General features: G+C 45.4%; 12 protein-coding genes and 1 riboswitch. Of the genes, 10 read left to right on the top strand and 2 right to left on the bottom strand.

Translation table 11 applies throughout. From position 1 onward, the window contains the following. Window positions 1-55: 55 nt before the first annotated feature. The 8 genes from RTR76_RS08680 to RTR76_RS08645 all read left to right on the top strand — a co-directional run bounded on the left by RTR76_RS08680 (window position 56) and on the right by RTR76_RS08645 (window position 9,395). Window positions 56-1,393: a DUF6385 domain-containing protein gene (locus RTR76_RS08680; protein ID WP_312519299.1), complete on the top strand. Its 1,338-nt coding sequence runs from the start codon at window positions 56-58 to the stop codon at window positions 1,391-1,393. 73 nt (window positions 1,394-1,466) lie between these two features. Further along, window positions 1,467-2,324, top strand: a complete 858-nt coding sequence (locus RTR76_RS08675) for a DUF6385 domain-containing protein (RefSeq protein ID WP_312519296.1) — start codon at window positions 1,467-1,469, stop codon at window positions 2,322-2,324. A 113-nt stretch (window positions 2,325-2,437) separates the two neighbouring features. After that, a riboswitch (cobalamin riboswitch) is annotated at window positions 2,438-2,634 on the top strand. A 98-nt stretch (window positions 2,635-2,732) separates the two neighbouring features. Next, window positions 2,733-3,791: a nicotinate-nucleotide--dimethylbenzimidazole phosphoribosyltransferase gene (gene cobT / locus RTR76_RS08670; RefSeq protein WP_312519292.1), complete on the top strand. Its 1,059-nt coding sequence runs from the start codon at window positions 2,733-2,735 to the stop codon at window positions 3,789-3,791. A 29-nt stretch (window positions 3,792-3,820) separates the two neighbouring features. Further along, a complete protein-coding gene (gene cobT / locus RTR76_RS08665) occupies window positions 3,821-4,912 on the top strand; it encodes a nicotinate-nucleotide--dimethylbenzimidazole phosphoribosyltransferase (protein WP_312519289.1) in 1,092 nt (363 codons plus the stop codon). 154 nt (window positions 4,913-5,066) lie between these two features. Next, window positions 5,067-6,386, top strand: coding sequence for an extracellular solute-binding protein (locus RTR76_RS08660; RefSeq protein WP_312519286.1), 1,320 nt, complete (start codon window positions 5,067-5,069; stop codon window positions 6,384-6,386). A 117-nt stretch (window positions 6,387-6,503) separates the two neighbouring features. Beyond that, on the top strand, window positions 6,504-7,376 hold the full coding sequence (locus RTR76_RS08655; RefSeq protein ID WP_312519284.1) for a sugar ABC transporter permease: 873 nt from the start codon (window positions 6,504-6,506) through the stop codon (window positions 7,374-7,376). A gap of 29 nt (window positions 7,377-7,405) precedes the next feature. Next, window positions 7,406-8,224, top strand: a complete 819-nt coding sequence (locus RTR76_RS08650) for a carbohydrate ABC transporter permease (RefSeq protein ID WP_312519281.1) — start codon at window positions 7,406-7,408, stop codon at window positions 8,222-8,224. A gap of 85 nt (window positions 8,225-8,309) precedes the next feature. Continuing rightward, window positions 8,310-9,395 carry a sn-glycerol-3-phosphate ABC transporter ATP-binding protein UgpC gene (locus RTR76_RS08645; RefSeq protein WP_312519278.1) on the top strand — a complete coding sequence of 362 codons (1,086 nt, stop codon included), beginning with the start codon at window positions 8,310-8,312 and terminating at the stop codon, window positions 9,393-9,395. Window positions 9,396-9,559: 164 nt separating this feature from the next. On the opposite strand, the gene RTR76_RS08640 is transcribed toward RTR76_RS08645, so the two are convergent. Further along, complete coding sequence (locus tag RTR76_RS08640; RefSeq protein WP_312519275.1) at window positions 9,560-10,249, bottom strand: hypothetical protein; 690 nt, start codon at window positions 10,247-10,249, stop codon at window positions 9,560-9,562. Between the two features lie 40 nt (window positions 10,250-10,289). On the opposite strand from RTR76_RS08640, the gene RTR76_RS08635 reads away from it, so the two are divergent. Then, the gene (locus RTR76_RS08635; protein WP_312519273.1) at window positions 10,290-10,967 is read left to right on the top strand and encodes a TVP38/TMEM64 family protein; all 678 of its coding nucleotides are present in this window, start codon (window positions 10,290-10,292) and stop codon (window positions 10,965-10,967) included. A gap of 66 nt (window positions 10,968-11,033) precedes the next feature. Here RTR76_RS08635 and RTR76_RS08630 read toward each other — a convergent pair whose 3' ends face one another. After that, a complete protein-coding gene (locus RTR76_RS08630; RefSeq protein ID WP_312519268.1) occupies window positions 11,034-11,504 on the bottom strand; it encodes a universal stress protein in 471 nt (156 codons plus the stop codon). A 201-nt stretch (window positions 11,505-11,705) separates the two neighbouring features. On the opposite strand from RTR76_RS08630, the gene pgm reads away from it, so the two are divergent. Continuing rightward, window positions 11,706-13,358, top strand: coding sequence for a phosphoglucomutase (alpha-D-glucose-1,6-bisphosphate-dependent) (gene pgm, locus RTR76_RS08625; protein ID WP_312519265.1), 1,653 nt, complete (start codon window positions 11,706-11,708; stop codon window positions 13,356-13,358). Window positions 13,359-13,375: the final 17 nt, after the last annotated feature.

The raw sequence follows: 13,375 nt of genomic DNA, 5'->3' as shown, positions 1-13,375 counted from the left end.
TAAAGACGGTAGAAATTCTACTGTATCGTTTGGAGGAAGGGAGACTGTTTGATCTATGCCTAACTTTAAAATTATCCAGGACGTAGCAGATCAGGCGCGAGTAAAAATCTTTGGTTCTCAAAATATAGCAATCAATACAGATGGAGCCGGTAATTTAGCAATTACACCCCCTGTTTCCGGTCTGCTGGTCACTGTTGCTGACACCGGTCTTAGCGTGACTGGGCCTATTAATGGACTGATTGTTACCGCCCCTGCGTCGGGCTTAAGTGTGACAGGACCATTGAATGGTTTGATTGTCACCGCTCCCGCGTCGGGCCTGAGTATAACTGGCCCGGTGAACGGACTGATTGTTACCGCCCCTGCATCGGGATTAAGTGTCACAGGACCAGTAAATGGCTTAATTGTAACTGCCCCCGCATCGGGATTAAGCGTAACACCGCCTGTTGACGGCTTTGCCATAACGGCACCTGCTAATGGCTTACTGGTGACTGCCCCTGAATCGGGCTTAAGTGTAACCGGTCCTGCAAATGGACTGATCGTCACCGCCCCTGCATCGGGCTTAAGTGTCACAGGACCAGTAAACGGTTTAATTGTAACTGCCCCCGCGTCGGGATTAAGCGTAACACCGCCTGTCGACGGCTTTGCCATAACAGCGCCTGCTAATGGCTTGCTGGTAACTGCCCCTGAATCGGGCTTAAGTGTAACCGGTCCTGCGAATGGACTGATCGTTACCGCTCCCGCGTCAGGCTTAAGTGTCACAGGACCAGTGAATGGCTTAATTGTAACTGCTCCCGCGTCGGGATTAAGCGTAACACCGCCTGTCGACGGCTTTGCCATAACAGCGCCTGCTAATGGCTTGCTGGTAACTGCCCCTGCATCAGGCTTAAGTGTAACCGGTCCTGCGAATGGACTGATCGTTACCGCGCCTGCATCGGGCTTGAGTGTAACAGGACCTGCAAACGGTCTGGTTGTAACTGCTCCTGCAGCAGGATTAAGTGTAACACCGCCTACTGGTGGCTTGCTGATTACCAGTGCAGGTCTGTCTGTAGTTTCTGCATTGGCTACAACTGATGTAACCGAAGCGAAGACTGGTATTGTGGATATAGCCGGCTCACCATCTAATCCATATGTCGTACTTGGTGTAGCCCAGTATTCGTTTGGTTTGGTTAATCAGTCAACATCAGAACCTAATGCTCAGGCTGCGGCTAAGCTGCAGGTAAGTCCAGATGCGATAAACTGGTTCGATAACAGCTCTGTGGTTACTTTGAGCCCGGGAAGTGCAGATTGTCTAGTAGCATCAGTATTCTTAAAATATGCCCGGGTATATTATTCTGCTGTCAATGCAGCTAGTTCAGTTGATCTCACGATATTCTTCCAGGGTCAAACCTCATAATAGAATCTGTAAGGCATTTTGTCTCCAACCTTTTGTTGGAGACAAAATACATAAGTAAGGAGGGAATCGTTGGATGGGGGTGAAGACGGTTAAGCCGCCTATTCGCGCCGCTACAGCAACCACCAGCAAACAGGGGCGGCAGCTTTGTGACAAGTATACATTGCTTGTTGGCAAGGAAAGGGAAGTTTTTCAATCATTACTTGCTTTTGATACTGCTTCGCTGCCTTTGATGCAGGCAATCGTCAATGGGACGCTTACACTTTATTTATATGAAAATCTTTTTCCTAATCGGAAGAAAGCGATTGCTGTCCATCGGATACTTTCTCCGTGGAAGGAAAATAGGGTTCGCTTACAGGACCTTATCATTGATCCTGTTCCTGTTTGCCTGTCAGTTATTCAAGGCAATAATAAATTTATTGATTTTGACATTACTCCGTTAGTTCAAGAATGGCATAGTGGTACAGCAGCAAACTTAGGAATTCTTTTGAAACCAGCTGACAACAGTTATAGCAAGCAATCTGGCATTAGCGGATTTTGCAGCAGAAATTGCTGTAATTCCCTTTGCTGGCCAGCTTTACATATATCATTTATTGACTACAGTCCTGCTCAGAATTGCAATCCCACACTTGAGTTCGATTGCAGGGTGAGCACAGGTAGTGTGGTCCAAACAGCGTGTACTTTGAATGTATTGCAATACATGTACACTTACTTTGTTATTAATACAGGGAAAAGCGGTGCCTTAATCGCACTGCAAATCAGTCCTGACGGGATAAACTGGATTACCGAAGGCGAACTGAACTCCATAAGGCCAGGAGAAACAAAGCCGCTTATTCCTAATAGCATAGCTAAATATGCCCGTCTAGTTTTCCAGTCTGATGAATCAGGCCAGAGCGCTAGTCTTGCTATATGTGTGCGAGGTTATTTAGCATAGCCTACTGTTCGTACATAGCCGATTTTCGTAAAGGAGTTGCTGCATCGGATAAGATGGCAGGACAAGCAGATGTGCGTTGACGGCAGGAATATGTCCTGCTATAATGACATCAATTGGATAAAAGCGGTTGAGGTGCCGCCAACGTTTGTTGGGGGAGAATAGGGAAGTCTGAGCGGGATAACAACATCTTGCATAGGCGCGGGCCCACCACTGTACCGGTGAGATCTTGCAATGCCACTCGTAAAAGGGGAAGGCGCAAATCGTCGATGATTCGGGAGCCAGGAGACCTGCCTTGATACCGTGCTAACATCCTTCATGGAAAAGAAGGCTTTTTTGGAGTTACCAAAGAGGCCTTTTATTTTTTCCCAAATTTGCAAATTCAGTAATTCAGGATAATGGAGGTCAGTTATGAGTTTATTGCAAGAAACGCTACAGAAAATTGTGCTGCCTGATGCAGTGACGATGGAGAAGGTGCAAAGCCGTCTGGACAGCCTGATTAAACCGCAAGGCAGCCTTGGACGCTTGGAAAGCATGGTTAAACAATATGCAGGTATTGTCGGACAGGTGCACCCCGAACTGCCACGTACTTGTATGGTAATTACTTGTGCCGATCATGGCGTTGCCAGACAGGGCATTAGTGCCTATCCGATAGAGACAACACTGGGGATGACTGCGAACTATCTTGTCGCCAAAGGGGCCAGTGCCAATGCATTTGCTAATTATTGCGGTGCTGATATGGTGGTTGCAGATATGGGAGTCGCGGGTGACTTATCCCATGTTCCCGGCCTTTTGCAGCGTAAAATAGCATATGGGACCGAGGATTTTACACAAGGGCCGGCCATGACACGTGAGCAGGCGATACAGGCGATTGAAACAGGAATTGAAATTGTTAATGACCGGGTAAAGCTGGGGTACAATAGTTTCAGCTTAGGCGAAATGGGAATCGGCAATACGACTGCCAGCGCCGCTATCGTATCTGCTTTCACTGGATTCACTCCGGAGCAAGTTACCGGGCGGGGAACAGGAATATCCGATCAACGAATGATCGTAAAAATCAATGCTGTGCGCCGTGGATTAGAAGTTAATAAGCCAGACAGGCAGGATGGTATTGATGTACTGGCTAAAGTAGGCGGCTTTGAAATTGGCGCATTAGCTGGAGTTGTGCTGGGCGCAGCGGCTAATAAATGTGCAGTTATTATTGATGGGTTGAATACTACTGCCGCTGCACTGATCGCCAATGCGATTCATCCTATCTGTAAAGATTATATGTTTGCCTCTCATTTATCCGGTGAGCCTGCTCATATTCTGGCATTGCGCTTTTTGAATCTTGAGGCGTGTGTGGACATGGGTGTCCGCTTGGGAGAGGCAATTGGGGCCTCGGTAGTAGTGGATATGCTGACGATTTCAGTCAAAATGGTCAATAATATGAAGACTTTTGAAAATGCAGGGGTCTCCAGACAATTATAGGGTGGGAAATATTCGCAGGAGGATAGAAGATGATTGAAGAAAGCATCTCTTTAATACAGCCGTTAGATCGAATAGCCATGGAAAAGTGCCAGCTGAGGCTGGATAACTTAACAAAACCTTTAAATAGTTTACATTCTTTTGAACACTTGGCTCTTCAAATGGCAGGCATTACCGGTCTTCCCCGGCCGCAAAATATCAAGAAGAGTATCATTTTGATGGCGGCTGATCACGGAGTAGCAGTAGAAGGGGTAAGTGCTTATCCGCAGCAGGTAACAGTGCAGATGGTAAAAAATTATATAGACGGTGGGGCTGCTGTAACAATATTTGCAGAGCATGTTGGCGCCCAGCTTGCGCTAGTTGATATCGGTGTGGCGAATGAGCTGCCGCCTGTACTTGAGCTGCATCATGAAAAGATCGCCTTGGGGACAGGGAATATTGCCGTTGGCCCGGCGATGACTCTGGAACAGGCACGCAAGGCAATTGAAGTGGGGATCAAGATAGCCCGCCAGGAAATTGCGAAAGGTTCGCGCGTTTTAGGACTGGGAGAAATGGGAATCGCCAATACTACTGCCGCCACAGCAATTATCGCCTGCTATAGCAGTTTGCCTGTTGCTGAGCTATGCGGTCGAGGTACGGGAATTTCCAATGAAATTTTTAACAAAAAAATTCAGGTGATTGAAACCGCTTTAGCCGTTAATCAGCCTGACAGTAATGATCCCATTGCAGTTTTGAGCAAAGTTGGCGGGTTGGAAATTGCCGGATTGGTTGGCGTTATCCTGGCCGCTGCTTCAGGCGGGGCCGCAGTTATAGTAGATGGATTGATTACGACGGCAGCAGCACTTATTGCGGTTAAAATTGCACCAAATGTCAAAGACTATCTCATAGGATCACATATTTCCACTGAGCCTGCTCATAAAGTTGCACTGGATATGATTGGAGTTGCTGCCCACCTGCATTTGGATATGCGGCTGGGAGAAGGAACAGGAGCCGCCTTGGGAATGTCGCTGGTTAATGCAGCTTTGCATGTCATTAATGACATGAAGACATTTGGCGAGGCCGAAGTTGAGGTAGCGCAAGATGGTCCCGGTGCACTGAAGCAAACAAAGAATGTGAAAGATTAAATAAAAAATATTACGATTTTAGAAATTAATTTTCACATTAAGCAGGTAGGTTGGAAAAAATACAGAATATTATATTCTGAAATTGCATGTTCTCTGCGTTTGTGGAGGGACATGCAGTAAAATTGCCAACAAAGACAACAGGAGGGATTTCCAAATGAAACGGTGGCCATTATTTATTATGCTGCTGTCGCTAACCCTGCTATTTACCGGCTGTGGAGGTAAAAAACAGGAAGCACAGCAGGACGGACAAAAATTTGCTGGCAAAACAATTCGTTTTGTCGCAACTAACCATCCTTACCCCGAAGCGATTAAGGCTCTAATTCCTGAATTCGAAAAACAAACCGGCATTAAAGTAAACATGGAAAGCTATTTTGAGGACCAACTGACTCAAAAACTGACAGTTGAAATGACTTCCGGCTCTTCCACCATCGACGTATTTATGACACGGCCTCTGCAAGAAGGCCGGTTGTTCTCCAAAAATAAATGGTATGAGCCATTGAATCCGTACCTCAGTGATGCAAACAAAACGCCTGCAGCCTGGGATTGGGCAGATTTCCAAAAATCTGCTGTTGAAGCAACAACCTTAAATGGTACTACATATGCAGTGCCAATTGTAAGTGAATGGCAGATGCTGTTTTACCGCAAAGACTTGTTTGAACAGGCAGGCTTAAAGCCACCTACCACTTTAGAAGAGTTAGAAGCAGCAGCCAAAAAACTGCATAACCCGGAAAAAGATATCTATGGTATCGTTTCACGAGGCCAGCGCGGTGCTGCTGTAACACAGTTCTCCAGCTACCTGTTTGAATTTGGTGGAGACTTCCTGAAAGATGGAAAATCGGTTATTGATACACCTGAAGCTGTAAAAGCTATTCAATTTTACGGCAGAATTTTAAAAGAGTACGGACCTCCCGGCGTAACCAATATGAGCTGGCCGCAAGCACAAGCTTTGATGGCGAGCGGTAAGGTTGCTATGTGGACTGACGCGAGTACTTTATTACCCGGACTTCTTGATCCGCAAAAATCCAAAATAGCTGATAAAGTCGGACTGGCACCATTTCCTGCCGGACCCTCTGGCTTTAAGCCCTTTAACGTAGTTCCATGGGCCGTATCTGTATCGGCGCAATCCAAGAATAAAGATGCTGCCTGGGAATTTGTAAAATGGCTGTCCAGCAAAGAAACAATGAAAAAAGCTCAATTGGCAGGCAACACAACTGCACGTAATTCCATCTGGAGTGATTCTGAAATCACAGCTAAGCTGCAGCCTGGTCTTGCTGATATTGCCAAGAAAACAGCTGCAACGGCAACTCCTTATGATCGTCCGCTCATGACAGCTGTTGTTGAAGCACGCGATGCTATTGGAGACGTAATTGTAAAATCAATTGAATCCGGCGGTACTGCCGATATCCAAAGCCTGGCTACTGAAGCAAATGCGAAAGTAAACGAATTGCTGCAGAAGTCCGGTGAAGGTAAATAGTTTTTTTGAAGAGAATAGGGATGGTGCGGCTTCTTGCTAGCCGCACCATCTTAATCACTAGTACTTAAGCAGGACTGCAAATTTTAGGACAAGTGTGCTTGTAGGAGGAAGTTAAGCGTGAATCATTATATAGAGCGCAATATACATTGGATTTTCCCGCTACCGGCTGTTGTCTTTGTTGTATCAATGATGGGATTTCCTGTATTGTACACGCTTTGGGTAAGCTTGACCGATTGGTCTATGGCCTCTGGCGGAGAAGCGAATTTTGTTGGGTTAAGCAACTATATAGCTTTGTTCAAAGATGAGCGTTTTTATAATTCGGTATGGTTAACTGGCTATTTTACTATTTTAGCGGTTGGTGTTGAAACTGTCCTGGGAGTTGCAATTGCGTTAATACTTAACCGGGACTTTAAAGGTCAAAATATTGCTAAGACAATTCTATTGCTGCCGATGGTAGCAACACCTGTTGCGATCGGCTTGGCCTGGACGTTATTTTATGAACCGACAATCGGGTTAGGTAATTATGCTCTTAAGCTGTTAGGCTTACCTGCATCCAGCTGGCTTGCTTCAAAAGATAGCGTAATTCCGGCACTGGCAATTGTTGATATATGGGAATGGACCCCGATGGTAACATTGATTGTTCTTGCCGGCTTGGCTGCCTTGCCGACAGATCCCTTTGAAGCTGCAGAAGTAGATGGAGCTACCCGATGGCAGGTACTCCGTTATGTGACACTGCCGCTGTTGCTGCCAACAATCCTGATTGCTGTTATTTTGCGTAGTATTGATGCCTTTAAAACTTTTGACATTATTTATACTATGACGGCTGGCGGACCAGGCTTTGCCTCTGAGACGCTAAATATTTACGGATATAACCTGGCCTTCGGCTATTTCCGCTTTGGTGCTGCATCTTCAGTTCTTGTGGCCCTTTTGGCTCTGGTTCTCGGTTTCAACTTGCTGGTACTATGGACGCGGAAGAAGACAGAACAGTAATTTTATCGGATTAGCTGAGGTGGTGTAAGATGAAAAACGAATCGTTATTAAGCAAGATCCTCTGGGGCGGTTTAGTAGTTCTGGTACTTATTCCGTTCTTGTTCCCGTTTTTATGGATATTATCAGCCTCTTTTAAGACTCAAGCACAAATTGTGGCGATGCCTCCAGTATGGGTATTTACTCCTACGCTGGAAAACTATGCCAGAGTGTTTGTCGAGCAGGATTTTGGGCGGTTTTTATTAAACAGCTCGATTATAGCAGTCGGATCAACCGTATTATCCCTGGTGATTGGTTTGCCGGCAGCTTATACTATTTCCCGGTACAAACAAAATGGGCTGGGAATTTTTATTCTGATAGCGCGACTCATGCCGGGTATTTCGTATTTGATTCCCTGGTATATTCTGTTTTCAAAATTACGCATGATCGATTCTTTTGCAACGCTGATTGCCAGCCATATGCTTGTTGGGCTGCCTTTAATCGTTTGGATTATGGTCAATTATTTTGATGGGCTGCCTCATGAACTGGAAGAAGCGGCACAAGTTGATGGCTGCACGTTGCAAGGGGCGTTTTTCAAAATTGTTCTGCCTTTGTCAGGACCTGGAATCATTACGGCTTCAACTTTATCCTTCCTTTTCTCCTGGAATAATTTTATGTTCTCCTTAGTGCTTAGTGCTGAGGAAACGAAGACATTACCGATTGCGGTATATAATTTTGTGTCGTATGCAGATGTTAGCTGGGGTCCGGTTATGGCCGCGACAATTGTTATTATTGCACCAGCTATTATTTTAACGATGGTATTCCAACGGTATGTTATCAAAGGCTTGACTATGGGAGCTGTAAAGGGGTAGTACCTTGTCAGCCCTAATCCGGTGAATACTGATTTAGAACTGACAAGGTACTACTGGTAATTTATGAAAAGTGGGGTTTGAAGTAATGGGACGTGTTGTGTGTGAACACATAGAAAAGAAATTCGGAGATGTCATTGCCGTTAATGATTTTAACGTAGAAATAAACGACAAAGAATTTGTCGTTATTGTTGGACCTTCAGGATGTGGCAAATCGACATCTTTGCGAATGATTGCCGGACTGGAAAAGCAAACGGGAGGCAATATTTATATTGGGGAAAAGCTGGTGAGTGACAAGCCTCCTCGGGACCGCAATATTGCCATGGTGTTTCAGAATTATGCGCTCTATCCGCATATGAATGTGTATGACAACATTGCCTTTGCGCTGAAACTGCGCAATTTACCTAACGATGAAATTGACCGTAAAGTAAAAGAGGCAGCAGAGATCTTGGGAATTACCAGCTATTTACAGCGTAAGCCCAGGGAGTTGTCTGGTGGCCAACGGCAGCGTGTTGCACTTGGACGGTCGATTGTCCGCGAGCCAGAAGTATTTCTCATGGATGAACCGTTATCAAATTTAGATGCAAAGCTTCGCGTGCAAATGCGGGCTGAAATAGCTAAACTACAGGCTAGACTAGGGATTACTACTATTTATGTTACCCATGATCAGGTAGAGGCAATGACCATGGCTGACCGCATTATCGTCATGAAAGATGGTGTCATTCAGCAGGTTGCTGATCCACAAACCTTGTATGACCAACCTGCGAATCAGTTTGTAGCCAGTTTCATTGGCACGCCTCCAATGAATTTTATTGCCTGCAAGCTGCAAAAACAGCAGGATGGATTTCATTTTATTAGTGAATCTGTAGACGTTATTGCTCCGGCTCAATGGTCTGAAAAGATTGCTGCATATGATGGACAGGAAGTGACCTTAGGCGTGAGACCGGAAAATATGTGTCCGAGCAGCTTGGAAAAAGACCAGGCATCTGCCATTGTTGACTTAGTGGAAGTATTAGGATCGGAAACGCTGGTTAACGTAAAAATTGGCGCAGATTCGGCAATCATTAAAGCGGCGCCTGACTATAAGCCTGCAGTGGGTGAGGCAGTTCAACTTCATTTTGATATGGAGAAGGCACATCTGTTTAATAAGGAAACAGGAGTAGTTATCGTTTAAGTGGATAGTAATGCCCATGACTCATTTATGAGTTGTGGGTATCTTTTTTTAAAGGGTATTCGTGTCAGCTTAGTAAGAAAGAGACCCGCAAGCACCTATATGCAAGCAGGTCTCTTTGTCTTATCAACTGAAGTTAGCGAGGAAAATAGAAGATACGCGTCGAATTAAAGAGAAGATATATCGCCTTTTGTTTGCAAATGACTCTTCTGACGAATGTACGCGACTTGAATAACGGTGGGAATGGTCTTACGGTAGGCAGGGCCGGCCAGGCTTGTCAAAAGTATAACTACTCCGGCTACAACGCCGATTGGCCCCAGCAGCTCGGCCACAAAACTTCCCATAAGGCTCTCCAATGTGATTATACCTGCTTCTCGTGCAGCGGCTGCTGCAACGAGGCGGGCAACATTCCAGATAACCAGATAACCGGTGGCCGGCAGGAGATCATAGAACGTTCCGTCGATTAGTGCCTTACTCAAGCGTTCGCCGTCAGCTGCAGATTGCCCCAAGGCATCATAGAGAGCTGCTTTGTCTTTAGAGGACATTTTGTCCCAGGACTGTTGAAAAATTTCTGCCAGCAGCCGGCTTTCTAAAATTTGTTCACTGTCGTTCTCCTGCCACTTAACATGAAAACGATTGGCCACATCACGGACAATTTCCAGATAGTGTGCCTGTCCCCATAGACGGCGTCCAATATCGTGGCTGCCATTATCCAACATTGTCTTTATAAGCTCTTGTATGGTAGTATCTCGGTACTCGCCATAATTATATCGGATGAGAACATCGATATCTTCCTTGTCAGCACTTTCCAGTAATTCTAGCAGACTCTGAGTAGATTGTGCCAGTTTTTCATCCACTATTCTCACATCCTTACCTAATTGTTGAAGGGAGCTTACTATGCGAAGTATAATAGCTATTCTTGCTGTGATAGCCTTGGCTGCCGTTGCTTATTTTGTTGAACCTGGTTTTTTTGATAAGTTAATTGAGCTTGCGGCAAGCAGCGATATAAGCCAGCTATCACTGCATATCAAAAGCTATGGCAATTGGTCAATTGCTGTAAGTATTTTATTAGGGACTATTATTAATGTGTCTGGTTTGCCGACAGTTGTATTTTCTGGAGCCAATGGACTTATCTTTGGCTTTTGGCCTGGCGTAGCCTTATCGTGGGTATCGGAGGTGCTAGGTGCAGTCGTAGCTTTTGTATTGGCGAGACCGCTGCTCGAAAAGGGAGCCTCCCGGGTAGTGGAACGTCGGCCCGGATGGCAGAAGGCGTATGAGTTTACGGCTAAACGCGGATTCTGGACTGTCTTTGTTGCCAGACTGCTTCCTTTTTCTCCTTCGGGGCTGATTAATGTGGCTGCGGCGGCAGGAAAGATCTCTTTTCGCGATTATATTGCAGCAACGGCTTTAGGTAAAATACCTTCCATCATTGCCGAGGTATACTTAGGGCGGGATTTATTGTTTGCTGCAAATCATACAACCCGTATTATACTGTGGATTGCACTGGCCGCTGTACTTTATGGAGGATTTATGTATTACCGGAAGCGCAGCCAGACTTCAGAAGCCAAAGAGTAAATAGCTAAAAGAAGCAAATCTTCGCATAGGCAAAGAAATGCTTCTTTTTATCGCTTCTTTTAGACTTTAATCACAAGAATACGGCACAATCGTTACCATGCAGGGAGCGGCATTGACAACGCTGTAGCTGACGCTTCCTAACAACCCGCCAAGAACGGGATTCATACCGCGGGAACCCATAATAATCATACGGACTCCTGTGGTCAGACACTGACCCGGTTGATAAGGCTGATCCAGTGTTGCTTCAAGACAAATTTGTTCTTTGGCATCACCGATTCTTAATTTAATCTCAAATTCTACGCCCGATTCTTCCAGAAGCTTTTTGGCTGGCGCCACTGCTTCGTGGAATAATTGTTCCTGATATTCGTGGATCGCGTGATCATTGAAAAACATTTTAGTATGAACTGTACGGAAACTATGCTGAACATTTAATAAAACAATTTTTTCTTGCAGCATTTTGGCCCATGTAATTGCCAGTTGAAGTGCTTCCGTTGCATTTTTTGAACCGTCAAAAGGTACTAGAAGGTCTTTTTTCATCTTCAATCCTCCAGTAAACTTACTTTTCAATAGTATTCGATAAAAAAATGACAGGCTCCTCTTTGCTTGTTTAATTTTTGCTCAATTCTTTCGGTGATTGTCCTCTATTGCTTCTTCTGAGGGGTCATGATAACATAGAAAATAATGGAAATTATGTCAATACATAATAAGAAGACAAATTGATGGAGAGGTGTAGCGAGTATGTCGATCCACCCATTCGCAGGAAAAAAGGCACAAAGGTCTGATTTGGTTAATATACCGCGTCTTGTTAGTGCGTATTATACGAATAAGCCCGACGGCAGCCTGCCGTCGCAGCAAGTTTCTTTTGGTACTTCCGGGCACCGGGGTAGTTCATTTTTGTATAGTTTCAATGAAGACCATATTTATGCCATTACGCAGGCTATCTGTTGTTATCGTAAGTTGCAAGGGATAACAGGTCCTCTGTTTATTGGCTTCGATACGCATGCGTTATCTGAGCCTGCTTTTATTTCCGCACTAGAGGTGCTGGCTGCTAATCAGGTTGAAACACGAATTGCCAAAGATATGAATTATACGCCTACACCGGCAATTTCCCATGCTATTTTAAGCTATAATAAAGGTCGAAAAAGTGGGCTGGCTGATGGAATTGTCATTACGCCTTCACATAATCCGCCGGATAATGGCGGTATTAAGTACAATCCTCCCAATGGAGGGCCAGCTGATGCCGGTATTACCAAGTGGATTGCTGAGAAAGCCAATTTGTTTTTACAGCAAGGGAATACCGAGGTCGCCCGTCTGTCTTACGAGCGGGCACTAAAATCGCCTACTGTTCACGAATATGATTTCATCATGCCTTATGTACATGACCTGAAAAATTGCATTGATATGGATAGTATTAAGGCAGCGGGGCTTAAATTTGGAGCAGATGCTCTGGGGGGGGCCGGTATTGGTTTTTGGCAGCCGATTGCGGAAGTTTATGGCCTTTCTATTGATGTAATTAATGGATATGCTGATCCGACTTTTAGCTTTATGAATAGGGATAGTGACGGTAAAATCCGGATGGATTGCTCTTCACCCTATGCGATGGCCGGACTAATTGATTTAAAAGATAAATATGATCTTGCTTTCGGCAATGACCCCGATTTCGACCGCCATGGAATTGTCACACCCAGCAGCGGTCTGCTCAATCCTAATCATTACCTGTCAGTAGCAATTTCTTATTTATTTCAGCAGCGTACGGGATGGCGCAAAGATGCGGCAATCGGTAAAACGATTGTGAGTTCCTCAATGATTGATCGCGTTGCAGGTAGTTTAAATCGGGAACTGGCTGAGGTGCCAGTTGGGTTTAAGTGGTTTGTAAATGGCCTGGTTGATGGGTCTTTTGGCTTTGGCGGCGAAGAGAGCGCCGGAGCTGCTTTTCTTAAAAAGGATGGAACGGTTTGGACCACTGATAAAGACGGTATTCAGCTTTGCCTGCTGGCGGCAGAGATCACTGCTAAGACGGGGCGTGATCCTGGCGAGCACTACCGGAGCTTGACAGACCGTTTTGGGACACCTGTTTATACGCGAATGGATGCTGCGGCTAATGCAAGGCAGAAAGTTGTATTGGCAGCGCTTACCCCTGAGCAAGTAAAAGCCGATAGGCTAGCAGGTGAGATAATTACAGCAAAGCTGACGAAAGCACCTTATAATGGCGAAGCTATCGGTGGACTGAAAGTGTGTACACAAAATGGCTGGTTTGCTGCCCGCCCTTCGGGAACGGAAGAAATATATAAAATTTATGCGGAAAGCTTTAAAGATGAAGCGCATCTGCGGCAAATTCAGCAGGAAGCACAGGCGATTGTTAGTGAGGCCTTTGCGGCGGCAGGGGCATGAAACTAAAAAAACGGACA

Origin of the sequence: Anaerospora sp., assembly GCF_032013335.1 — a bacterium.
In the GTDB taxonomy this organism is placed as follows: domain Bacteria; phylum Bacillota; class Negativicutes; order Sporomusales; family DSM-15969; genus Anaerospora.
Note: the sequence above shows the minus strand (reverse complement) of the source record. Positions and strands in the feature narration are given on the sequence as shown.

Bases quoted from the DNA above. Each gene is read 5' to 3' on its own strand.
- RTR76_RS08680 (WP_312519299.1), top strand. From the start codon at position 56: ATGCCTAACTTTAAAATTATCCAGGACGTAGCAGATCAGGCGCGAGTA.
- RTR76_RS08675 (WP_312519296.1), top strand. From the start codon at position 1,467: ATGGGGGTGAAGACGGTTAAGCCGCCTATTCGCGCCGCTACAGCAACC.
- cobT (WP_312519292.1), top strand. From the start codon at position 2,733: ATGAGTTTATTGCAAGAAACGCTACAGAAAATTGTGCTGCCTGATGCA.
- cobT (WP_312519289.1), top strand. From the start codon at position 3,821: ATGATTGAAGAAAGCATCTCTTTAATACAGCCGTTAGATCGAATAGCC.
- RTR76_RS08660 (WP_312519286.1), top strand. From the start codon at position 5,067: ATGAAACGGTGGCCATTATTTATTATGCTGCTGTCGCTAACCCTGCTA.
- RTR76_RS08650 (WP_312519281.1), top strand. From the start codon at position 7,406: ATGAAAAACGAATCGTTATTAAGCAAGATCCTCTGGGGCGGTTTAGTA.
- RTR76_RS08645 (WP_312519278.1), top strand. From the start codon at position 8,310: ATGGGACGTGTTGTGTGTGAACACATAGAAAAGAAATTCGGAGATGTC.
- RTR76_RS08635 (WP_312519273.1), top strand. From the start codon at position 10,290: ATGCGAAGTATAATAGCTATTCTTGCTGTGATAGCCTTGGCTGCCGTT.
- RTR76_RS08630 (WP_312519268.1), bottom strand. From the start codon at position 11,504: ATGAAAAAAGACCTTCTAGTACCTTTTGACGGTTCAAAAAATGCAACG.
- pgm (WP_312519265.1), top strand. From the start codon at position 11,706: ATGTCGATCCACCCATTCGCAGGAAAAAAGGCACAAAGGTCTGATTTG.